Source organism: Streptomyces sp. NPDC006435 (assembly GCF_040612315.1).
Lineage (GTDB): Bacteria > Actinomycetota > Actinomycetes > Streptomycetales > Streptomycetaceae > Streptomyces.
Window position 1 is genome coordinate 1 of the sequence record NZ_JBEXPY010000079.1, and the last position, 21454, is coordinate 21454.

Sequence of the window (21454 nt, forward strand, 5' to 3'; positions counted from 1 at the left end):
TCCGGCCCGCGGCCCGGACGCGACCCCCCGGCCGGCCGGGCGCACGGACCCCGGGGCGCCGGACGGGCGGGGCCGCCCGATTCATGGCCATGGTGGGCAATCCGACATACGCCCGGTACAGTCCACTTCCATGACCGCACGGCTTGCCGATATCGCAACTCAGGCGGGGGTCAGCGAAGCGACGGTCAGCCGTGTACTGAACGGCAAGCCCGGTGTTGCAGCGGCCACCCGTGAATCCGTCCTCGCCGCGCTCGACGTCCTCGGTTACGAGCGGCCCGTACGCCTGCGCAGGCGCAGCGCGGGGCTCGTCGGCCTGATCACGCCCGAGCTGGAGAACCCGATCTTCCCGGCGCTGGCCCAGGTCATCGGCCAGGCGCTGACCCGGCAGGGCTACACCCCGGTGCTGGCGACCCAGACCCCCGGCGGCTCCACCGAGGACGAGCTGACCGAGATGCTGGTCGACCGCGGCGTGGCGGGCATCATCTTCGTCTCCGGGCTGCACGCCGACACCTCGGCCGACATGCAGCGCTACGAGCAACTGCGCGCCAAGGGCGTCCCGTTCGTCCTGGTCAACGGCTTCTCGCCGAAGGTGCAGGCCCCGTTCATCTCCCCGGACGACCGGGCCGCGATGCGGCTCGCGGTGACGCACCTGGTGTCGCTGGGCCATCAGCGGATCGGCCTGGCGGTCGGGCCCAAGCGCTTCGTGCCCGTGCTGCGCAAGATCGAGGGCTTCCGCTCCACCGTGCACGAACAGTTGGGCATCGGGCCGGACGAGGCGGAGGAGCTGATCCAGCACTCGCTGTTCACCCTGGAGGGTGGCCAGGCCGCGGCGTCGGCGCTGATGGAGCGGGGCTGCACGGCGGTGGTGTGCGCGAGCGACATGATGGCGCTCGGCGCGATCCGGGCCGCCCGCCGGCTGTCGCTGGAGGTACCGCGCGATCTGTCGGTGGTCGGTTACGACGACTCGCCGCTCATAGCGTTCACCGATCCGCCGCTGACCACGATCCGGCAGCCGGTGACGGCGATGGGCCAGGCCGCCGTGCGCACCCTCCTGGAGGAGATCGGCGGCACCCCCGCCCCGCACAGCGAGTTCGTCTTCATGCCCGAACTCGTCGTCCGGGGTTCGACGGCGGCCGGTCCCGGGGCCGCCCCGGGCTCGCCCGCCGGGCCCGTTCCAGGGTCGCACGCCCGCTCCTGAGCCGCAGCTTTGCCGCCCGCCGGGGAACGATCCCGCCGCCGGAAAGCGGAGCCACGCCCTCCGTCCCGGTCCGGCGGATGTGACGTGCGGCCCGGACCCGACGGGAGGATCATCGGGCGAGGAGGCGTTTTCTGGCAGACTCTGTGCCTATGGGTGAATCGAGAGTGACGTCACAGGAAGGCCGGACAGAGGCCACCCCGTCACCCATCGCGGACGAGGCGGCCCCCGCGGCGAACGCGAGACGTGTCACCGGACGGCGCAACGGCGGCCCGGTGCGACTGCGGTCCCTGCGTTCCCCCCGCCGGCCACGCATCTGGTTCGAAATCCTGCTGATCGCGGCCAGTTACTGGGTGTACTCGCTGGTGCGCAACGCCGTCCCGGAGCAGAAGGCCGAGGCCCTGCGCAACGCCGACCGGATCTGGGCGGCCGAGCAGTACCTGGGGATCGCGGTGGAGCAGACGGTCAACCACGCGGTGAACTCCGTGACATGGCTGATCGTCTCGATGAACTACTACTACGCGACACTGCACTTCGTCGTCACCGTCTGTGTGCTGGTGTGGCTGTTCCGCAGCCACCCCGGCCGGTACGCGGCGGCCCGGCTGGCCCTGTTCATGACCACGGGGGTGGCCCTGCTCGGCTACTACCTGTACCCGCTGGCCCCACCGCGCCTGATGAACGGCGGCGGGTTCGTCGACACCGTCCTCGTCCACCACACCTGGGGCTCGATGGCCTCGGGCAACTTCAAGAACATGTCGAACCAGTACGCGGCGATGCCGTCGATGCACATCGGCTGGTCGCTCTGGTGCGGTCTGACGATCTTCGCGCTGGCCTCCGCGCCCTGGGGCCGCCTCCTGGGCCTGCTCTACCCGGCGGCCACCCTGGTCGTGATCGTGGCGACCGCCAACCACTTCTGGCTGGACGCGCTGGGCGGCACGGCGTGCCTGGCCGTCGGCTTCCTGATCTCGTACGCCTGGTACGACTCGCTGCCGCACCACCTCCCGAAACGGGTGCAGCCACCGGGCCCGGAGGTGCGGGCGGCCTGTCTGGCCGTCGGCGCGCCGACCGGGACGCGGCGCCCGACGGTGGACGCGGCGGCGCGCGACGCGGGCCCGTGAGCCGGGCCCGCGAGGCGCCCGGACACGCCCCGCAAGGGTCCGGTCACGCCCCGTAGAACCGCTCCTCCACCACCGCCCGTGCCCGCCGGGTGATCCGCCGGTAGTCGTCCAGCATGTCCCCGACGTGCCCCGGCTCGTACCCCAGGTACCGCCCGACCGCGGTGAGTTCGCGGGGCACCGTGGGGAACGTGTCGCCCGGCCGTCCCCGTACCAGCATCACCGCGTTGCGGACCCTGGTCGCCAGCACCCACGCCTCGTCCAGCGTCTGCGCGTCCTCGCCGGAGATCAGCTCCGCCGCACAGGCCGCGGCCAGGGCCTCGCGGGTGCGGGTGGTCCGCAGCCCCGGCTCCGCCCAGCCGTGCTGCATCTGCATCAGCTGGACCGTCCACTCGACGTCGCTCAGGCCGCCGCGCCCCAGCTTGGTGTGGAGCGTCGGATCGGCGCCGCGCGGCAGCCGTTCGGACTCCATGCGGGCCTTCAGCCGGCGGATCTCGCGGACCGCGTCCTCCCCCAGGCCCTCCATCGGGTAGCGCAGCGGATCGATCAGGTCGACGAACTCGCGCCCGAGCTCCGCGTCGCCCGCGACCGGTTCGGCGCGCAGCAGGGCCTGGCTCTCCCAGACCAGCGACCAGCGCCGGTAGTACGCCTCGTAGGAACCCAGCGTGCGGACCATCGGTCCGTTCTTGCCCTCCGGCCGCAGGTCCGCGTCGATGATCAATGGCGGGTCGGCGGTGGGCAGCTGGAGCAGCCGGCGCATCTCGGACACCACCGCGTTCGCGGCGCGGGCCGCCTCCTGCTCGTCGACGCCCTCGCGCGGGGAGTGGACGAACAGCACGTCGGCGTCGGAGCCGTAGCCGAGTTCGTGGCCGCCGAAGCGGCCCATGCCGATGACCGCGAACCGGGTGGGCAGGGTGTCCCCCCACTGCTCGCGCACGGCGGCGCGCAGGGCGCCCGCGATCGTGACGGCGTTCAGGTCGGTGACCGCGCCGCCGACCCGGTCGACGAGGGCGCCCGGGTCCTCCTCGGCGGGGTTGTCCTCGGTGCCGTACGAACCGATCAGGTCCCCGGCCGTGGTCCGGAACAGCTCGCGCCGCCGCACCCCGCGCACCACCGCGACCGCGGTCTCGGCGTCGTCGGCGCGCCCCACCGCGGCCAGCACCTCCTGCTCCAGGTGCTCCCGGGTGCGCGGCCTCAGCCCCTGCGGGTCGCCGAGCAGCGCCACCGCCTCCGGGGCCCGCAGCAGCAGGTCGGGGGCGAGCCGGCCGGCCGACAGCACTCGGGCGAGGTTCTCCGCCGCCGCGCCCTCGTCCCGCAGCAGCCGCAGGTACCAGGGGGTCTTGCCCAGCGCGTCGGACACCTTGCGGAAGCCGAGCAGCCCGGCGTCCGGGTCGGCGGAGTCCGCGAACCAGCCGAGCAGCACCGGAAGCAGGGTGCGCTGGATGGCGGCCTTGCGGGACACCCCGGACGACAGCGCCTCCAGGTGCCGCAGCGCGGCGGCCGGGTCGGCGTAGCCGAGGGCTTCGAGCCGGTGCCCGGCCGCCTTCGCGCTGAGCCGGGACTCGCCGGGGGCGAGCTGGGCGACGGCGTCGAGCAGCGGCCGGTAGAACAGCTTCTCGTGCAGCCGCCGCACCACGGAGGCGTGCCGCTTCCACGCCTGGTTGAGCTCGGTGATCGGATCGGTGCGCATCCCCAGGGAGCGGCCGAGCCGGCGCAGGTCCGGGGCGTCCTCGGGAACCAGGTGGGTGCGGCGCAGCCGGTAGAGCTGGATGCGGTGCTCCATGGCGCGCAGGAAGCGGTAGGCGTCGTCGAGCTGCGCGGCGTCCACCCGGCCCACGTAGCCGCCCGCGGCGAGCGCGCGCAGGGCCTCCAACGTGGTGCCGCTGCGCAGGGTGGTGTCGCTGCGGCCGTGCACCAACTGGAGGAGCTGTACGGCGAATTCGACGTCCCGCAGCCCGCCGGGGCCGAGCTTGAGCTCGCGGTCCACGCGGTCGGCGGGGATGTTGTCGACGACGCGGCGGCGCATCTTCTGCACGTCGGGGACGAAGTTCTCGCGGTCCGCGGCCTGCCACACCAGCGGGGAGACGGCCTCGACGTACTCCGCGCCGAGCTCGGGGTCGCCGGCCACCGGGCGGGCCTTGAGCAGTGCCTGGAACTCCCAGGTCTTGGCCCAGCGCTGGTAGTACGCGAGGTGCGAGGAGAGCGTACGGACGAGGGGGCCGTTGCGGCCCTCGGGGCGGAGGTTGGCGTCGACCGGCCAGATGGTGCCCTCGACGGTCGTGTCGGAGCAGATCCGCATCATGTGCGCGGCCAGCCGGGTGGCGGCCCGCACGGCCTCGCTCTCCTCGTGGCCGTCCACCGGCTCCGCGACGAAGATGACGTCGACGTCGGAGACGTAGTTCAGTTCGTGCCCGCCGCACTTGCCCATCGCGATGACGGCGAGCCGGCACTGCGCGGCGTCGGCGGGCGCCGCCGTCCGGGCGATGGCGAGGGCCGCCCGCAGGGTCGCGGTGGCCAGGTCGGCGAGTTCGGCGGCGGCCTCGGCGACGTCCGTGGTACCGCACACGTCGCGGGCCGCTATGGCCAGCAGACACCGCCGGTAGGCGACGCGCAACGAGTCCGGGTCGTCGGCCCCGGCGAGCCCCAGCTCGAACTCGGCCACGCCGGGGTGCAGGTCGGTGGCCTCGTAGGTGACGAGCGCCTGCCAGTCGCGGGGGTGGCGGGCGAGGTGGTCGCCGAGCGCCTCGGACGCGCCGAGCACCCCGAGCAGCCGGTCCCGCAGCGGTTTGGCGGTGACGAGCGTGTCCAGCAGGATCTGCCGTTCGTCCGGCTCCTCGGCCTCCACCAGCCGGACCAGGCCCCGCAGGGCCAGGTCGGGGTCGGCGGTCGCGCCGAGGGCTTCGAGCAGGACCGGGTCGGAGCGCACCGAGGACAGGTCCGGCAGGTCGAGGAGCCGCTCGGCGGCGGAGGGGTCGGTGAAACCGTGTCGCAGCAGTCGGGTGAACGTGCTGCTCCTGCGCCCCGGCACCGTCGTCATCGCGTGCTCTCCTGCTCGCCGTCCACACCATTCAGCGCTCCGAGCCTAGCCCGTGTCCCCGAACCGTCGCCCGCCGCACGACGGCCGGTCCCGCCGATCCGGAGCGGGTGCGCGGGGCGCGCTTCACGGGCACGATCACTGTGTGGACCAGACCGGGAGGACCGCATGTCCGGATTCGAACCCTTCGCCGAGCTGGATGCCGACTTCAGCGACGAGAACGCGACGGCCTGCCCGTGGTCCGTGGCGAAGGAGTTGCTGACCGGGGCGGAGCTGTACTGGCTGTCCACGGTCCGTCCCGACGGCCGTCCGCACGTCACTCCGCTGATCGGGGTGTGGTCGGACAACGCGCTGTACTTCGCCACGGGCGCGGCGGAGCGCAAGGCCCTGAACCTGGGCGCCAACCCCGCCGTGGTGGTGACGACGGGCGTCAACACCCTGTCGGAGGGGGTCGACGTGGTGGTCGAGGGGCGGGCGGAGCGGGTGCGGGAGACGGACCGGCTGAGCGGGCTGGCCGGGCAGTGGGAGGCGAAGTACGGCCCTCGGTGGCACTTCGACGTCGGGGACGGCACGTTCGTGAACGCGGGACACTCCGCGCTGGTGTTCGAGGTGCGGCCCCACAAGGCCTTCGGTTTCGGCAGGGGCGACCACTACAGCCAGACCCGGTGGCGGTTCAGCTGACCCGGGCCGGGCCCGGACACGCACGGACGGGAGCCGCGGGTCCGGGCCGGGGGTCCGGCGGGGGGCGGCGGCCCCGCGCCGGACCCGGTGACCGGATCGGGTCCGTCAGTGCCCGGTGGGGGGCGGGAGGGCCGGGCGGGTCGCGACGACGACGGTCGCGTACCGCTCCTTCGAGGTGATCACGCGCGGGATCAGGCCGCTGCGGGCCACGGTCTCCTCGGCCCGCGCCGCCTGCCGTTCGCTCGTCTCGACCAGCAGGTGCCCGCCCGGGGCCAGCCAGTGCGGGGCCTCGGCGGCGACCCGGCGCAGGACGTCGAGGCCGTCCGCACCGCCGTCGAGCGCCACCCGCGGTTCGTGGATGCGTGCCTCGGGCGGCAGCAGTTCGACGTCCTGGGTCGGTACGTACGGCACGTTGGCCAGCAGGATCTCCACCCGGCCGCGCAGCGGGGCGGGCAGCGGGGCGAAGAGGTCGCCCTCGTGGACGCGGCCCGCGGCGCCGATGTTGCGGCGGGCGCAGCGCACGGCGGCGGGTTCGACGTCGCAGGCGTGCAGTTCGACCCGGCCCAGCTTCGCGGCGAGGGCGGCGCCGAGCGCTCCCGAGCCGCAGCAGAGGTCGACGACGACCGCCCCGGGGCCGGCGAGCGCGGCGGCCCGTTCCACCAGGAACTCGGTGCGGCGGCGGGGTACGAAGACGCCGGGGTCCACGGCGATCCGCAGACCGCTGAACTCGGCCCAGCCGAGGACGTGTTCCAGGGGAAGTCCGGCGGCCCGCCGTTCGACCATGGCCGCGAGGTCCGCGGGGTCGCGGGCCGTGGAGACGATCAACTCCGCCTCGTCCTCGGCGAATACGCAGCCTGCGGCGCGGAGTGCGGTGACGACGGCGGGGAGGGAGAGCGGTGGAGCGGGTGTCGACATGGGAGCGGAGCCTTTCGGGGAAGCCGATGGGCGCTCCGCGGTCGACTACCTGGGGTCGACGCGACCCTGTGGGGTGAGCACCCGATCTGATCCAGCGGTAATGGGTCCCACCTCCTCGGTCGCGGCCCCCGTTGTGGGGACGCGTCACCCTACCCCATGCCCCGGCCCGTTCCCCGCCGTGCACGGCGGTGCCCCGCGCGGTCGCTTCGAGCGCCGGGCGGGGCACCGGTGGATCGTCTCGCCGGTTACAGGTCGACGCTGTCGCGCAGCTTCGTCGGCGTCAGGAACAGGGCGGCGACCACACCGACCACCGCGATGGCCGCCGAGATCAGGAAGATGCTGCCGGTGGCGTCGCCGTACGCGGCGCGCACCACCTCCTGGATCTGCGGCGGCATCGCGGCGACGTCGAGGGTGGAGCCGCCCGAGGACGAGGCCGCCGGGTCGATGCCGAGCTTCGCCAGGCCGTCGGCGATCTTCGTGGCGACCTGGTTGGCGAGCACCGCGCCCAGCACCGAGACGCCGATGGTGCCGCCGAGCGAGCGGAAGAAGGTGATCGCGCCGCTGGCCGCGCCGAGTTCGCCGAGCGGGACGGTGTTCTGGAGGACCAGCACCAGGTTCTGCATCGACATGCCGACCCCGACGCCGACGGCGAGCATGCCGGCCGAGACGAGGACCAGCGAGGTCTCGTGGTCGATGGTGGACAGCCCCAGGAAGCCGAGGGTCAGGACGACGACGCCGACGATGATGTACGGCTTGACCTTGCCGGTCCTGGAGACCAGGCGGCCGGCGACGGTGGAGGAGACCAGCACGCCGAACATCAGCGGGATGGTGAGGAGTCCGGCCTCGGTCGGCGAGTAGCCGCGGCCGATCTGGAAGTACTGACCGAGGAAGACCGCGCCGCCGAACATGGCCATGCCGACCGCGAGACTGGCGACGATGGCGAGGGCGGGGTCGCGGCGGCGTACGACGTGCAGCGGGACGACCGGCTCCGCGACCCGGTTCTCGACCACGACGGCCGCGGCCAGGATCAGTGCGCCGGCGCCGACCATGGCGAGGGTCTGCCAGGAGATCCAGTCGAAGTCGTTGCCGACGAAGGTGACCCAGAGCAGCAGCAGGCTGACGCCGGCGGCGATCAGCGAGGCTCCCAGGTAGTCGACCTTCGCCTCCGGCCGCCGGACCTCGTCCAGGTGCAGGGTGCGGGTGAGCATCACGAGGGCGATCAGCGTGAACGGCACGGCGATGAAGAAGCACCAGCGCCAGCCGAGCCACGAGGTGTCGGTGATGAAGCCGCCCAGCAGCGGCCCGCCGACGGTGGCGACGGCCATGACCCCGCCTAGGTAGCCGTTGTACCGGCCGCGCTCCTTGGGGCTGATCATCGCGGCGATGATGACCTGGACGAGCACCTGGAGCGCGCCCATGCCGAGGCCCTGCACGGCCCGGAAGGCGATCAATTGCTCGGTGGACTGCGCGAATCCGCAGGCGATCGACGAGACGACGAAGATGCCGATGGATATCTGGAGCAGCAGCTTCTTGCTGAACAGGTCGGCGAGCTTGCCCCAGACGGGCGTGGAGGCCGTGGAGGCCAGCAGGGTCGCGGTGACGACCCAGGTGTACTGCGACTGCGTGCCGTTCAGCGAGCCGATGATCTTCGGCAGTGCCACCGAGACCACGGTGCTGCTGATCATCGCCACGAACAGCACGATCAGCAGGCCGCTCAGGGCCCTCAGCACATGGCGGTGGTCCATCGGCGCGACGTCGGTCGGCGCGGCCGTTCGTGCGCTCACGCGCAACCTCCGGATGGTTCGGACGGGGGTGGGAAAGGATTCACCATACATGCTCATTGGGAAATTTTGCGCACTGAGCAATTATGCCCGGCGGGGAGATAATGAGCCCATGGAGAGCGCTGCGGGACTGCGGGAACGCAAGAAGGAAGCCACCAGGCAGGCCGTGCACGAGGCGACGCTGCGGCTGACCGTCGAGCACGGCTTCGACCACGTCACGGTCGAGGCCGTCGCGGATGCGGCCGGGATCTCCCGCAGGACGTTCTCCAACTACTTCGCGGGCAAGGAGGACGCCCTCCTGTACGGGGAGGAGCGGCAGACCAGGGACCTCGTCCGGGCCGTGCGGGACCGGCCCGCCGAGGAGAGCGCCTGGACGGCGCTGCGGGCGGCCATGACCCAGTTCGCCGAGCGGGTCTCGCCGCCGGAGCGCGCGTGGGCGGTACGGACCAGGCTGGCGATGCGGCACCCCTCGCTGCTGGCCCGGCAGCTCGCCAACCACGCCGCCCTGGAACGGGACCTGGCCGCGGCGGTGGCGGGGCGGTCGGGCCCGTCGGAGCGGCCGGTCGAGCCGTTGGTGCTGGCCGCGGCGTTCCTGTCCTCGCTGCGGATCGCCATGCGGATGTGGATCGAGGAGGACCTGGCCCGGGAGCCCGCCGAGCTGATCGGGGAGATCCTCGACCAGATGTCCTGCCGGTTCGACTGAGCGGTACGACGGCGGGGCGGCACCGTCCGGTGCCGCCCCGTCGTCCGTGTGTCCGCACGCCCGTGTGCCCGTGCGCCCGTGTGCCCGTGCGTCCGGCTCAGCCCGTCGTCGTGGCCGCCGCCACCGCCACCGGCGACGAGCCGTCCTCCACCGCCATGCGGGGCTTGCCCGTCCCGTCCGCCGGTACGGTCCAGACGTCGCTCTTCCGGCCGGATTCGCCCGGCAGCCCGTAGGCGAGCGTGTCGTCGTCCAGCCAGGCCGCCTGGTCGTCGACGCTGCGCTCCTCCGCGAGCGGTGTCTCGCGCATGGTCCGCAGGTCGAGCACGTACAGCCGCCAGGGCGCGGCCGCGTCGTCGGAGACCTTCTTCTTGAAGGCGAGCCGGGTGTTGTCGGGCGACAGGGAGGGGCACTCGACGTTCTGCCGCAGCGCCTTCGCCGACCAGTCCCGCATGTTCCCCTCGACGAGGTACGTGCGGCCCTTGGTGGAGACGGTCGCGTAGAAGCGGTTGTCGTCGCGGGCGAAGGTCACCCCCCAGTAATTGACGTCGGGGGCGTGGTAGCGGGTGCCGTCGATGGTGAGCGGGATGGTCTCGATGGACTTGATGAGGTAGCCGGTGCGCAGGTCGAGGATGGCGGTGCGGGTCGAGAAGGACGTGGTGGCGTACGAGTCGCCGGTCGCGAACACCGTCCAGGACAGCATCCGCCCGGAGGCGGACACCCGGGCCCGGGTGGGGATGCCCGGCACGGTGATCCGGCGCTTCTCGCGCAGCCGCCGGTCGAGGACGATCGCCCGGGTCTTCGGCAGCACCCCCGGTTCGGCCCGCAGGCAGAGCGCGCCGTCGCCGGAGGCGTAGAACCGGTCGCAGGCCGGCCCGCCGAAGGTGCGGGCCGCGGTGGCCGGGGTGCGGGCCGTGGTGGCGGGGGTCATCGGCCGGCGCGCGACCCGGCCGGTGCCGGTGTCGCGGAAGTACAGCGCGGGCCCGTCGAGCACGAACGAGGCGTCGGCCTCGGCCCGTCGGTCCTCCGTCCGGTGTTCCGCGTGCATGACGTACCCGACGGAGCCGCCCGTGAGGAGCAGCACCGCGGCCACCACGACGGCGATGCGGGCCCGGGGCCCCAGCGGGGCCGCGGGGCGGGGGAACCTGATTCTCATGCGGTCCGCCTCTCGGGGTTCCGGTCCCCCGGCTCCGCGGGGGCCGGGAGGTCGTACGGGGTGCGCGGGGTGCGCGGCAGCAGAGCCCAGCCGGCCGCGAGCGCGGCGAGCAGGACCGTCGTCGCCGTCCACAGCGCGGGCCCCTCCCCCCACAGCGTCCACGCGGCGCCGAAGCCCGCCGCGGCGAGCATCCGCGCCAGGGCCTGGCCGGTCTGGAGCAGTGCGAGTCCGCCCGCCCTGCCGTCGGCGGGCAGGACGGGTCCGGCGAGGGCCATCAGCACCCCGTCGGTGGTGGCGTAGAAGACGCCCAGCAGGATCAGGACGGGGGCCAGGAGCAGCAGGGCCGGTCCGCCGAAGGGGGCGAGGAGGGTGGCGTACACGCCGAGCAGCGCGAGGTGCCCGTACAGGAACGGCAGCCGCCGTCCGACCCGGTCCGCGATCCGGCCCGCCGGGATCGCGAGCAGCAGGTAGCAGGCCGCGGCGCCGAGCGGCAGCAGCGGGAACCAGCCGACGGGGAGGTCGAGGCGGCGCTGGAGCAGGAGGTAGACGAAGGAGTCCCCGATGGTCGCGGCGCCGAGCAGGGCGGCGGCCGCGAGGATGCGCCGGAAGGCGGGGTCGCGGAGCGCCTCGAACACCTTGCGGGTGCGCCGGGCCGGCCGCACCGGTGGCGCCGGGGGGTGGCCCGGCACGTACAGGACCAGGAGCAGCACCCCGAGCAGACCGATGCAGAAGCTGACGACGAACACCGCGTCGTAGGCGTCGGCGGTCACCCAGAGCAGGGCGAACGCGGCGAGCGGGCCGAGCAGCGCGCCGGTGGTGTCCATCGCCCGGTGCACGCCGAAGGACCGGCCGAGCGTCTCGGGCGGGCTGCTCAGGGTGATCAGCGCGTCCCGGGGTGCGGTGCGGATGCCCTTGCCGATCCGGTCGGTGGCCAGGGCCGCCGCGATGCCCGCGGTGGCGCCGCCCGCGAGGAGCAGGCCGAGCCGGGAGAGGGCGGAGAGCGCGTAGCCGATGCCGGCGACCCGTTTGTGTCCGCGGCCGCGGTCGGCGGCGTGCCCGCCGAGCAGCCGCACGATGGCCGCCGCACCGTTGAACAGGCCGTCCAGGAAGCCGAATTGGAGGGGGGAGAGACCCAGCCCGAGGACCAGGTAGAGCGGCAGCACCGCGGTGACCATCTCGGAGGAGATGTCGGTGACGAGGCTGACCGTGCCGAGTGCGAGGACGGTGCCGGGGACGCGTCGGCCCGCTCCGCCGGTGCGGGGCGGGGCCGGCGCGTCCCGGCGCCCTGTGGTCGCCAGGTACATCAGTGGCAGGAGTACTTCGGTCCGGCGTCCTTGACCTTGCCGTCGGTGCCGACGTAGCTCCAGGTGTAGTCGGTGTCGGTGAAGTCCAGCTTCAGGACGCCGTATCCACCGCTGATCCGCTTCTGGCTGTTGGGCTGGACCTCCTCGATGGGGTACGGCTCCGCGCCGCCCATCCCGCCGACGATCTCGGTGATGCCGTCCGCGACGGCCTTGCCGTCGGGGTTCTGCGGGGCGAAGCGCTCGTAGTGGTGGTCGTGCCCGTTGAGCACGAGGTCGGCCTTGGCGCCGTACAGGAGCTTCCAGACCGGCCGGCTGACCGGGTCGTTGCCGTGTCCGCCCGAGGAGTACAGCGGGTGGTGCCAGACCGCGGCGATGCACGCCTTGCTGTTCTTGGCGAGGTCGGCCTTGAGCCAGTCGATCTGGGCGCTCTGGTCGAAGGAGTTGGAGTCGAGGGCGATGAAGTGCCAGTTGCCCTCGTCGAAGCTGTAGTAGCTCTTGCCCTGGGGGTAGGCGATCGATCCGTAGTACGCCTTGTAGCCGGCCAGCGAACCGGCCGGGTCGTACGTCTCGTGGTTGCCGGGCACCGGGTGCGTCTTGTTCTTGAAGACGCCCCAGGTCTTGTCGTAGTAGGCGCGGTAGTCGGAGATCCGGGCGTCGTCGTACTGGTTGTCGCCCATCGTCAGATAGAACTTGGGATCGAGCTTCTGGGCGAGCGCGGCGGTCTTGGGGTGGGCGCAGTCACTGTCGGACGCGGTGCACTGGGCGGCGATGTCACCGGCGGCGACCACGGTGAAAGCACCGGTGGGCTGGGGTGTCTCGCCGAGGGTGCCGTACACCTCGACCTCGTACAGCGAGTAGCCGTAGGAGGTGCCGCGCGCGGTGCCGTACACGCGCAGGTAGCGGCCCTTGCCGGTGAGGGAGGACCACTCGTCGGTGCCGCCGTCGCCGGCCGTCTCGTCGGCGAGCCGGGTCCAGGTGGTGCCGTCGGCGGAGATCTCGATCCGGTACGCCTCGGCGTAGGCGTCCTCCCAGTTCAGCCGCACCCGCGTGATGTCGGCGGTGGCGCCGAGGTCGACGCCCAGCCACTGCGGGTCCTCGCCCTCGGCGCTGGCCCAGCGGGTGGTGGGGTCGCCGTCGAAGGCGTTCTGCGGACCGTACTGGGAGTCCTCCTCGGAGGACGAGGTGGCGGTCTTGCCGCGCGAGATGAGCGGGTCCTCGGCGGCGCCGGCCCGGTCGGGGTGGGCGAATGTCAGGCTGCCGGCGAGCAGCAGCACGGCGGCGACGACCATGCCGACCGTACGGCGCCTCGCGGGCGGGGTGAGGGGAACTGAGCCGTTCGGGTGCATCCCTGGACTCCTGGCCTTGTGGGGGTGGCGAGAGCTGGGCATCAGTGCATGACCCCGTCCCGGCCCGCGTACGGGCAGGGCGGGACCGCGGTGGCCGGGCCAGAGCTCTCACTGAGCGCGTCATGCCCACGGTGCGGGGCACCGCGCCAGGCCACCGCCGGGAATGCTAGCGAACAGGAAACTTTCCTACCAGTCCCTCAACTCCCTTTGCCCCGCATCGGATTCAGCCCTCGCACACCCGTTTGCGCCCGGCGGTGCGAGGGCATGAAAAACGGCTTCGGGCCGACGGTTCTCCACACCGCCGGCCCGAAGCCGTTCACCTCCGCCGGATCGAACCGGCCCCGGTCACAGCACCGGCAGCAGGTTCTTCAGCTCGAAGGCGGTGACCTCGCTGCGGTACTCCTCCCACTCCTGCTTCTTGTTGCGCAGGAAGAAGTCGAAGACGTGTTCGCCCAGCGTCTCGGCGACCAGTTCGCTCTTCTCCATCAGCGAGATCGCCTCGCCCAGGTTCTGCGGCAGCGGCTCGATGCCCATCGCGCGGCGTTCCGCGTCGGACAGTGCCCAGACGTCGTCGTCGGCGCCGGCCGGGAGTTCGTAGCTCTCCTCGATGCCCTTGAGGCCCGCGGCCAGGAGCACCGCGTACGTCAGGTAGGGGTTGGCGCCGGAGTCGATGGAGCGGACCTCGACGCGGGAGGAGCCGGTCTTGCCGGGCTTGTACATCGGGACGCGGATGAGGGCGGAGCGGTTGTTGTGGCCCCAGCAGATGTACGAGGGAGCCTCGCCGCCGGCGCCCGCGGCGCGGGAGGAGCCGCCCCAGATGCGCTTGTAGGAGTTGACCCACTGGTTGGTGACGGCGGAGATCTCCGCGGCGTGGGTGAGCAGTCCGGCGATGAAGGAGCGGCCGACCTTGGACAGTTGGTACTCGGCGCCCGACTCGTAGAAGGCGTTGCGGTCGCCCTCGAAGAGGGAGAGGTGGGTGTGCATGCCCGAACCGGGGTACTCGGAGAACGGCTTCGGCATGAACGTCGCCTGCACGCCCTGCTCCAGCGCGACCTGCTTCATCACCAGGCGGAAGGTCATGATGTTGTCGGCGGTGGAGAGCGCGTCCGCGTAGCGCAGGTCGATCTCCTGCTGGCCGGGGGCGCCCTCGTGGTGGCTGAACTCGACCGAGATTCCCATGGATTCGAGCATGGTGATCGCCTGGCGGCGGAAGTCCATGCCGACGTTCTGCGGGGTGTGGTCGAAGTAGCCGGAGCTGTCGGCGGGGGTGGGGCGGCTGCCGTCGACCGGCTTGTCCTTGAGCAGGAAGAACTCGATCTCCGGGTGGGTGTAGAAGGTGAAGCCCAGGTCGGAGGTCTTGGCGAGGATGCGCTTGAGGACGTAGCGCGGGTCGGCGAAGGACGGCGAGCCGTCCGGCATGAGGATGTCGCAGAACATCCGGGCCGTGCCGGGGGCCTCCGCGCGCCAGGGCAGGATCTGGAACGTTCCCGGGTCCGGCTTGGCGATCATGTCGGACTCGTACACCCGGGCGAAGCCCTCGATGGCCGAGCCGTCGAAACCGATTCCCTCGTCGAACGCCTGCTCCAGCTCGGCGGGGGCGACGGCGACGGACTTGAGGTAGCCGAGGACATCGGTGAACCACAGCCGTACGAAGCGGATGTCGCGCTCCTCAAGCGTCCTGAGGACGAATTCCTGCTGCTTGTCCATAGCCACATCCTTGCAGTTCAGACGGTCCGTGCACCACCGCCCGGGGTAGGGGAGGAACTCCAGTATCACGACCCGGGATTTCACCCAGATTACGCACACGACGTGAGATGGAGCACCCGGCCACCCACTACGATCGGCGGCCGTGGCACGCACGGGGCGAAGCGGCTTCGCAACGGCCCCGCACGCGCCCGTTTCCATGATCGACGGCCGCCCCCGCTCCCTTCCCAGAAGGACCTGACGCCATGAGCTTCGTTCCCGGGCCCCACCCGCAGCAGCCGCACGACGCCCACCGCGCGCGGCAGCGCCGCGACCGCGCCCTGGCCATAGGGCTGAGCGTGCTCGTCGTCGCGGGCCTGGTCGGTTTCGGCTCGTACCTGGTGCTGAACACGTCCGAGGCGTCGGAGCAGGAGCGGGCGCAGGACGCCGGGTCCGGATCCGGGGCCGAGGACGGCAAGGCGCCCGCGGAGGAGCAGCAGGGGAAGGCGGACGGCGGCCCGATCGAGGGGCTGCGGACGTGGGACGCGGAGAAGCTGACCCGCAACCACGTCGGCACCCCCGTCACGTACCCGATGAAGCCCCCGGTCGGGGGTGACCACAACCCCGTTTGGATGAACTGCGACGGCGAGGTGTACGAGAAGGCGATCCCCGATGTGAACGCCGTGCACTCGCTGGAGCACGGCTCCGTCTGGGTGACGTACACCGGCAAGGCGCCGGCCGCCGACGTGGCGAAGCTCGCCGAGCGGGTCGGCAGGACGCCGTACTCGCTGATGAGCCCTTACGAGGGCCAGAGCGGGACGATCATGCTGAGCGCCTGGGGCAACCAGGTGACGGTGGACGGCGCCGACGACCCGCGGGTCGGCCGGTTCTTCGAGAAGTTCGTGCAGGGGCCGCAGACGCCCGAGCCCGGTGCGACGTGCTCGGGCGGGCTGGGGACGCCGTGACCGCCCCACGGCGCGTCCGACGCGTCCGGTGGGCGGTGGGCTCCGTCGCGGCGCTCGCCCTGCTGTGCGCGGGGGCGGCGACGGTCGCCGCCGCGCGGGACGACGGGGCGCAGCACCCGGCGCACCACACCGCCGGCGGTGCTCCGGGCACGCCCGCGACGGACTCGGCGGACGCCGGTTTCGCCCGCGACATGGCGGTCCACCACCAGCAGGCCGTGGAGATGTCCTTCGTCGTGCGCGACCGCACGGGCGACGAGGAGGTTCGTCGGCTCGCGTACGACATCGCCAACACGCAGGCCAACCAGCGCGGCATGCTGCTCGGCTGGCTGGACCTGTGGGAGCTGCCGAAGACGACGGCCGGGCAGGAGCCGATGGGCTGGATGGCGGGCGGGCACGAGGGCCACGCGATGAACGGCGCGGACGGGACCGGGGGCACGGGGGCAGGTCACCGGGCCCACGACGGACCGCTCATGCCCGGCATGGCCACCAGGGCCGAACTGGCCCGGCTCCGCACGGCGAGCGGCAGGGCGGCCGAGGTCCTGTACCTCCGGCTGATGACCGACCACCACAAGGGCGGCGTCGACATGGCCCGCGGCTGCGCCCGGCTGTGCACGGTGGGGGCGGAGAAGCGGCTCGCCCGCGGAATGGTCGCCGCCCAGCAGTCCGAGCTGGACGCGATGGCCGACATGCTGAAGGCACGAGGGGCCGCGCCCCGGCCCTGATGGAATCCCCGCCACCGCGCCCCCGGCCCTGATGGGCTCCCCCGCCGCCGGTCCCCACCCGGGTCCGGCGGCGGTCGCGTGCCCGGGGCCGGTGACGGCCACATGCCCGGGTCGACGGCGGTCGCGTGCCGGCACCGGCGCCGCCCCCGTACCCTTCGCGCACTCGAACAGGCGCGAGCGGTCGCGTGCTCCGAACGGGCGTACGACGATGGAATCACTCGGGGTCGTACAGCATGCCCACGGCACGCAGGAGGAAGCCCTCATGACCACCGCCAAGGACATCATGCACACCGGGGCCACGTGGATCCCCGCGCACGAGACGCTCGACCGGGCCGCGCAGCTGATGCGTGACCACAAGGTCGGTGCGCTGCCCATCTCGGCCAACGGCGAGCAGGACCGGATGATCGGCATCCTCACGGATCGCGACATCGTGGTCGGCTGTGTGGCGATGGGCCACGATCCGTCGAAGATGACCGCGGGCGACCTCGCCCATGGCACCCCCCGCTGGATCGACGCGGAGGCCGAGGTGGAAGAGATCCTGGAGGAGATGCAGACCCACCAGATCCGACGGCTCCCGGTCGTCGAGAACAAGATGCTGATCGGCATGATCAGCGAGGCGGACCTGGCGCAGCACCTCACCGAGGAGCAGATCGCCGGCTGGGCGGAGAAGGTCTACGCGCGCGGCTGACCGACGCCCGCGGACTCCGGCCCCACGACGGCCCCACGACCGCCCCACGACCGCCCGACGACGGCCCGACGGACGGTCCGTCGCCCCCTCGCCCGAGGAGGTGACGGGCCGTTTCGGCGCCCCGCCCGCCCCACTGCCGCCCCCTGCCCCATCAGGCCCGGAACCATTGGGGCGATACGTTTCCGCACGCCCCCGTGTTCCTCGGCGCGCGAGTGATACCCGGCGGGGGTAGGGTGCTCGACATGACCCTGAGTGGATGTGCGACGTACGGACAGTTGTCCCTGTTCGTCTCGCTGCTCATCGGGATCGCCCACCTCCTCGGGTGCGTCCCGGCGCGGTTCACTCCGGTGGCCGGTCCGGTGCCGCGCCCGGCCCCGGTCCGTCCCGCCCCGTTGTCGGTGCTGCGCATATAGAGGGGGCGCCTCCCCCCTCCCCCAGCAGACCGGAATACCGACAACACCCCGAGGTGCACTCTCGTCATGCGCACTCCCCCCACCCGACGCGCCGTGCTCGGCGCCGCTGTCGCCACCGTCGGCACAGCAGTGCTGACCTCCTGTTCCGGCGATGGCGACACCGCCGTCGGCGGCAAGAAGACCGCCGGCGCGAACGCCGGTGGCACGAGCCACGGCAGCGTGAACCACGGGGCCTCCCCCGGCAGGAAGACCAAGGGCGAGTACGTCTCCCCCGACGGGGAGGAGGTCGCGCGGGCCGAGGCCCGGCGGGGCTCCGGCCCCGTGCGGAAGGTCGATCTCGTCGCCACCCCGTCCCGGCTCGACCTGGGCGGCCTCGTCGTCGGCTCCTGGGCGTACGAGGCCCGGCTGCCCGGCAAGGAGCTCCGGGTCACGAAGGGCGACACCCTGGCCCTCACCCTCGCCAACCACCTCCCGCACGACACCTCGCTGCACTGGCACGGCCTCAACGTGCGCAACGACATGGACGGCGTGCCCGACCTGACCCAGCCGCCCATCAAGGCCGGCGCGGAGTTCTCCTACCGGTTCACCGTGCCGCACGCGGGCTCGTACTGGTTCCACCCGCACACGGGCGTCCAGCAGGACCGCGGGCTGTACGCGCCGCTGATCGTCGAGGACCCGAAGGAGCCCCTCAAGTACGACAAGGAGTGGGTCGTCGTCCTCGACGACTGGGTCGACGGGGTGGACGGTTCGACCCCGGACTCGGTGCTCGACGAGCTGAGCGGCGGCAGGGGCGGCATGGACCACGGCGGCGGCAGCCACGGAGCGCCCGCCTCCTCCTCCGGGTCCGCCACCCCTTCCAGGTCTGCCGGGCCCTCCGGGTCCGGCAAGGGCCCCGAGTCCGCCCGGCGCCGTTCCGGCCCCTCCCGGCTGAAGCGGGGCACCTACAGCGAACTGCTGAACAGCCACGGGGGCGACGTCGCCTATCCGCACTACCTGATCAACGGCCGCATCCCGAAGTCCCCCACCACCTTCACCGCCAAGCCCGGCGACCGGATCCGGCTGCGCATCATCAACGCGGGCGGCGACACCGCGTTCCGCGTCGCGCTCGGCGGCCACCGGATGACGATCACCCACACCGACGGCTACCCGGTCCGGCACACCACGACGGACGCCCTGCTGCTGGGCATGGGCGAGCGCTACGACGTGCTGGTCACCGCCGGGGACGGGGTGTTCCCGCTGACCGCGCTCGCCGAGGGCAAGGGCGCGTCGGCGCTGGCCCTGCTCCGCACCGGGAAGGGCACGGCACCCACCGCGTCCGTCCGGCCCGACGAGCTGTACGGGAGGCTGGTGCAGGCGTACGAACTGGACCCGGACGAGTCCGTGACCCTGTCCCGGCGCGAGCCCGACCGGATCATCCGGTACCGGCTGACCGGCGGCATGGAGAAGTACGACTGGGCCTTCGACCACGAGCCGTACGACCCTGGGCGGCGCCGCTCGGTGCGGGAGGGCGAGCGGGTCAGGCTGGAGTTCTTCAACGTCACGGAGATGTGGCACCCCATCCACCTGCACGGGCACTCCTTCGGCCTCGTGGGACCGGCGGGCCCCGCGCACCGGGCCACCCGGCGCGGCCGGACCACCTGGGCGCGCAAGGACACCGCGATCATCCGGCCGAACAACTCGCTGGCCGTGGAGTTCGACGCGGACAACCCGGGGCTGTGGATGCTCCACTGCCACAACATCTACCACTCGGACGTGGGCATGATGACGGTCCTCGGCTACCGCCGCTGACCGGCCCGCCGCCCCGTTCCCGGTGGGCCGCGGACCCGATTCCACGGCCCACCGGGACATTGCGTCAATCAGACGATTACACTGGTGCGCGTGCCTCAACTACGCCTCGCACTGAATCAGATCGACTCGACCGTCGGCGACCTCGCCACGAACGCCGAGGCGGTCGTCCGCTGGACCCGGCACTCCGCCGAGCAGGGCGCCCATCTGGTGGCGTTCCCCGAGATGATGCTGACCGGGTACCCCGTCGAGGACCTGGCCCTGCGCCCGTCCTTCGTGGAGGCCTCGCGCCGGGCGCTGCGGGCGCTCGCCGTCCGGCTCGACGAGGAGGGGTTCGGGGAGCTGCCGGTCGTCGTCGGTTACCTGGACCGTTCCGAGACGGACCGGCCCCGGTACGGCCAGCCCGCCGGTTCCCCCCAGAACGCCGCCGCGGTGCTGCACCGCGGGCAGGTCGCACTGACCTTCGCCAAGCACCACCTCCCCAACTACGGCGTCTTCGACGAGTTCCGGTACTTCGTGCCGGGCGACTCGATGCCGGTCGTCCGGGTCCACGGCGTCGACGTGGCGCTCGCGATCTGCGAGGACCTCTGGCAGGACGGCGGCCGGGTGCCGGCCGCGCGCGCCGCCGGCGCCGGGCTGCTGCTGTCGATCAACGCCTCGCCGTACGAGCGGGACAAGGACGACACCCGGCTGGAACTGGTCCGCAAGCGGGCCCAGGAGGCCGGCTGCACCACCGCGTACCTGGCGATGATCGGCGGTCAGGACGAGCTGGTCTTCGACGGCGACTCGATCGTCGTCGACCGGGACGGCGAGGTGATCGCCCGCGCCCCGCAGTTCGCCGAGGGCAGCGTCGTCCTCGACCTGGATCTGCCGGCCGCCTCCGCCGAGCCGCCGTCCGGCGTCGTGAACGACGGGCTGCGGATCGACCGCGTGGTGCTCTCCGAGGAGCCCCTCCCGGCGTACCCCGCGGAGCTGTCCGGAGGGTACGCCGAGCGGCTGGACGACGACGAGGAGCTGTACTCGGCGCTGGTCGTGGGCCTGCGCGCGTACGCCGCGAAGAACGGTTTCAGCAGTGTGCTGATCGGGCTCTCCGGCGGCATCGACTCGGCGCTGGTCGCCGCGATCGCCTGCGACGCGCTGGGCGCGCAGAACGTGTACGGCATCTCGATGCCGTCGAAGTACTCCTCGGACCACTCCAAGGGCGACGCGGCCGAGCTGGCCCGCCGCACCGGGCTGAACTTCCGCACCGTGCCGATCGAGCCGATGTTCGACGCGTACATGGGTGCGCTGGGGCTCACCGGCCTGGCCGAGGAGAACCTCCAGTCCCGGCTGCGCGGCACGATGCTGATGGCCGTCTCCAACCAGGAGGGCCAGATCGTCCTGGCGCCGGGCAACAAGTCCGAGCTGGCGGTCGGCTACTCGACGCTGTACGGCGACTCGGTCGGGGCGTACGGCCCGATCAAGGACGTCTACAAGACGTCGGTCTTCCGCCTCGCGAAGTGGCGCAACCGGGCCGCGGAGGAGCGCGGGCAGATCCCGCCGATCCCGGAGGCGTCCATCACCAAGCCGCCCAGCGCCGAACTGCGCCCGGACCAGGTGGACACGGACTCGCTGCCCGACTACGACGTGCTGGACCGGATCCTGGAGCTGTACGTCGACCGGGACCGGGGCCTGGACGAGATCGTCGCGGCCGGGTTCGACGAGGAGCTGGTGACGAAGACCCTGCGGATGGTGGACACCGCGGAGTACAAGCGACGCCAGTACCCGCCGGGCACGAAGATCTCCCCGAAGGGCTTCGGCAAGGACCGCCGCCTGCCGATCACCAACCGGTGGCGCGAGACTCGCTGACCGACGGGGACACGAACGGCCGGGGGCGGGGGGGCCCAGGCCCCCCGGCCCGGCCCGGAGGGTCACACCGGGCGCGGCGACCCGCCGCCCGGGGACAGAACGGAAGAGCGCCCCGCTGCCCGC

At 72.4% G+C, this 21454-nt stretch carries 17 protein-coding genes; 10 read left to right on the forward strand and 7 right to left on the reverse strand.

The features are described 5' to 3' along the window. The first annotated feature begins 130 nt into the window (after nucleotides 1-130). On the forward strand, nucleotides 131-1198 hold the full coding sequence (locus ABZZ04_RS37775; RefSeq protein ID WP_356936774.1) for a LacI family DNA-binding transcriptional regulator: 1068 nt from the start codon (nucleotides 131-133) through the stop codon (nucleotides 1196-1198). A 149-nt stretch (nucleotides 1199-1347) separates the two neighbouring features. Continuing rightward, nucleotides 1348-2313, forward strand: a complete 966-nt coding sequence (locus ABZZ04_RS37780) for a phosphatase PAP2 family protein (RefSeq protein ID WP_356936775.1) — start codon at nucleotides 1348-1350, stop codon at nucleotides 2311-2313. A gap of 43 nt (nucleotides 2314-2356) precedes the next feature. Here ABZZ04_RS37780 and ABZZ04_RS37785 read toward each other — a convergent pair whose 3' ends face one another. Then, nucleotides 2357-5347, reverse strand: coding sequence for a bifunctional [glutamine synthetase] adenylyltransferase/[glutamine synthetase]-adenylyl-L-tyrosine phosphorylase (locus tag ABZZ04_RS37785; protein ID WP_356936776.1), 2991 nt, complete (start codon nucleotides 5345-5347; stop codon nucleotides 2357-2359). A 165-nt stretch (nucleotides 5348-5512) separates the two neighbouring features. Here ABZZ04_RS37785 and ABZZ04_RS37790 point away from each other — a divergent pair, with 165 nt between their 5' ends. Further along, nucleotides 5513-6025, forward strand: a complete 513-nt coding sequence (locus ABZZ04_RS37790) for a pyridoxamine 5'-phosphate oxidase family protein (RefSeq protein WP_356936777.1) — start codon at nucleotides 5513-5515, stop codon at nucleotides 6023-6025. Nucleotides 6026-6130: 105 nt separating this feature from the next. Here ABZZ04_RS37790 and ABZZ04_RS37795 read toward each other — a convergent pair whose 3' ends face one another. Beyond that, nucleotides 6131-6940: a putative protein N(5)-glutamine methyltransferase gene (locus tag ABZZ04_RS37795; protein WP_356936778.1), complete on the reverse strand. Its 810-nt coding sequence runs from the start codon at nucleotides 6938-6940 to the stop codon at nucleotides 6131-6133. A 245-nt stretch (nucleotides 6941-7185) separates the two neighbouring features. After that, nucleotides 7186-8685, reverse strand: coding sequence for an MDR family MFS transporter (locus ABZZ04_RS37800; protein WP_356936788.1), 1500 nt, complete (start codon nucleotides 8683-8685; stop codon nucleotides 7186-7188). 148 nt (nucleotides 8686-8833) lie between these two features. Between ABZZ04_RS37800 and ABZZ04_RS37805 the strand changes: the two genes are divergently transcribed. Further along, on the forward strand, nucleotides 8834-9424 hold the full coding sequence (locus tag ABZZ04_RS37805) for a TetR family transcriptional regulator (RefSeq protein ID WP_356936779.1): 591 nt from the start codon (nucleotides 8834-8836) through the stop codon (nucleotides 9422-9424). A gap of 97 nt (nucleotides 9425-9521) precedes the next feature. Here the strand turns inward: ABZZ04_RS37805 and ABZZ04_RS37810 are convergent, their stop codons facing one another. From ABZZ04_RS37810 to glnA, 4 genes are all read right to left on the reverse strand, one after another. Continuing rightward, nucleotides 9522-10577 (reverse strand): hypothetical protein, encoded by a 1056-nt coding sequence (locus tag ABZZ04_RS37810; RefSeq protein ID WP_356936780.1) that lies wholly within the window; start codon nucleotides 10575-10577, stop codon nucleotides 9522-9524. Further along, a complete protein-coding gene (locus ABZZ04_RS37815) occupies nucleotides 10574-11881 on the reverse strand; it encodes an MFS transporter (RefSeq protein WP_356936781.1) in 1308 nt (435 codons plus the stop codon). The genes ABZZ04_RS37810 and ABZZ04_RS37815 overlap by 4 nt, the downstream gene beginning before the upstream one ends. After that, a complete protein-coding gene (locus ABZZ04_RS37820) occupies nucleotides 11881-13227 on the reverse strand; it encodes a discoidin domain-containing protein (RefSeq protein WP_356936782.1) in 1347 nt (448 codons plus the stop codon). The genes ABZZ04_RS37815 and ABZZ04_RS37820 overlap by 1 nt, the downstream gene beginning before the upstream one ends. A gap of 345 nt (nucleotides 13228-13572) precedes the next feature. After that, nucleotides 13573-14934 (reverse strand): type I glutamate--ammonia ligase, encoded by a 1362-nt coding sequence (gene glnA / locus ABZZ04_RS37825; RefSeq protein ID WP_148834680.1) that lies wholly within the window; start codon nucleotides 14932-14934, stop codon nucleotides 13573-13575. Between the two features lie 242 nt (nucleotides 14935-15176). On the opposite strand from glnA, the gene ABZZ04_RS37830 reads away from it, so the two are divergent. From ABZZ04_RS37830 to ABZZ04_RS37855, 6 genes are all read left to right on the forward strand, one after another. Next, the gene (locus ABZZ04_RS37830; protein ID WP_356936783.1) at nucleotides 15177-15875 is read left to right on the forward strand and encodes a DUF3105 domain-containing protein; all 699 of its coding nucleotides are present in this window, start codon (nucleotides 15177-15179) and stop codon (nucleotides 15873-15875) included. Then, complete coding sequence (locus ABZZ04_RS37835; RefSeq protein WP_356936784.1) at nucleotides 15872-16597, forward strand: DUF305 domain-containing protein; 726 nt, start codon at nucleotides 15872-15874, stop codon at nucleotides 16595-16597. The genes ABZZ04_RS37830 and ABZZ04_RS37835 overlap by 4 nt, the downstream gene beginning before the upstream one ends. Nucleotides 16598-16859: 262 nt before the next feature. After that, nucleotides 16860-17285: a CBS domain-containing protein gene (locus ABZZ04_RS37840; RefSeq protein WP_356936785.1), complete on the forward strand. Its 426-nt coding sequence runs from the start codon at nucleotides 16860-16862 to the stop codon at nucleotides 17283-17285. 242 nt (nucleotides 17286-17527) lie between these two features. After that, nucleotides 17528-17698: a hypothetical protein gene (locus tag ABZZ04_RS37845; protein ID WP_187438496.1), complete on the forward strand. Its 171-nt coding sequence runs from the start codon at nucleotides 17528-17530 to the stop codon at nucleotides 17696-17698. Nucleotides 17699-17764: 66 nt separating this feature from the next. Then, on the forward strand, nucleotides 17765-19486 hold the full coding sequence (locus tag ABZZ04_RS37850; RefSeq protein WP_356936786.1) for a multicopper oxidase family protein: 1722 nt from the start codon (nucleotides 17765-17767) through the stop codon (nucleotides 19484-19486). A 90-nt stretch (nucleotides 19487-19576) separates the two neighbouring features. After that, nucleotides 19577-21331: an NAD+ synthase gene (locus ABZZ04_RS37855; protein WP_356936787.1), complete on the forward strand. Its 1755-nt coding sequence runs from the start codon at nucleotides 19577-19579 to the stop codon at nucleotides 21329-21331. The last annotated feature ends 123 nt before the right edge of the window (nucleotides 21332-21454 follow it).

Excerpts from the sequence above, each read along its gene's own strand:
- ABZZ04_RS37775 (WP_356936774.1), top strand. The coding sequence starts at position 131 with ATGACCGCACGGCTTGCCGATATCGCAACTCAGGCGGGGGTCAGCGAA.
- ABZZ04_RS37850 (WP_356936786.1), top strand. The coding sequence starts at position 17,765 with ATGCGCACTCCCCCCACCCGACGCGCCGTGCTCGGCGCCGCTGTCGCC.
- ABZZ04_RS37780 (WP_356936775.1), top strand. The coding sequence starts at position 1,348 with ATGGGTGAATCGAGAGTGACGTCACAGGAAGGCCGGACAGAGGCCACC.
- ABZZ04_RS37805 (WP_356936779.1), top strand. The coding sequence starts at position 8,834 with ATGGAGAGCGCTGCGGGACTGCGGGAACGCAAGAAGGAAGCCACCAGG.
- ABZZ04_RS37845 (WP_187438496.1), top strand. The coding sequence starts at position 17,528 with ATGACCCTGAGTGGATGTGCGACGTACGGACAGTTGTCCCTGTTCGTC.
- glnA (WP_148834680.1), bottom strand. The coding sequence starts at position 14,934 with ATGGACAAGCAGCAGGAATTCGTCCTCAGGACGCTTGAGGAGCGCGAC.
- ABZZ04_RS37785 (WP_356936776.1), bottom strand. The coding sequence starts at position 5,347 with ATGACGACGGTGCCGGGGCGCAGGAGCAGCACGTTCACCCGACTGCTG.
- ABZZ04_RS37795 (WP_356936778.1), bottom strand. The coding sequence starts at position 6,940 with ATGTCGACACCCGCTCCACCGCTCTCCCTCCCCGCCGTCGTCACCGCA.
- ABZZ04_RS37830 (WP_356936783.1), top strand. The coding sequence starts at position 15,177 with ATGAGCTTCGTTCCCGGGCCCCACCCGCAGCAGCCGCACGACGCCCAC.
- ABZZ04_RS37800 (WP_356936788.1), bottom strand. The coding sequence starts at position 8,685 with ATGGACCACCGCCATGTGCTGAGGGCCCTGAGCGGCCTGCTGATCGTG.
- ABZZ04_RS37820 (WP_356936782.1), bottom strand. The coding sequence starts at position 13,227 with ATGCACCCGAACGGCTCAGTTCCCCTCACCCCGCCCGCGAGGCGCCGT.
- ABZZ04_RS37810 (WP_356936780.1), bottom strand. The coding sequence starts at position 10,577 with ATGAGAATCAGGTTCCCCCGCCCCGCGGCCCCGCTGGGGCCCCGGGCC.
- ABZZ04_RS37790 (WP_356936777.1), top strand. The coding sequence starts at position 5,513 with ATGTCCGGATTCGAACCCTTCGCCGAGCTGGATGCCGACTTCAGCGAC.
- ABZZ04_RS37840 (WP_356936785.1), top strand. The coding sequence starts at position 16,860 with ATGACCACCGCCAAGGACATCATGCACACCGGGGCCACGTGGATCCCC.
- ABZZ04_RS37815 (WP_356936781.1), bottom strand. The coding sequence starts at position 11,881 with ATGTACCTGGCGACCACAGGGCGCCGGGACGCGCCGGCCCCGCCCCGC.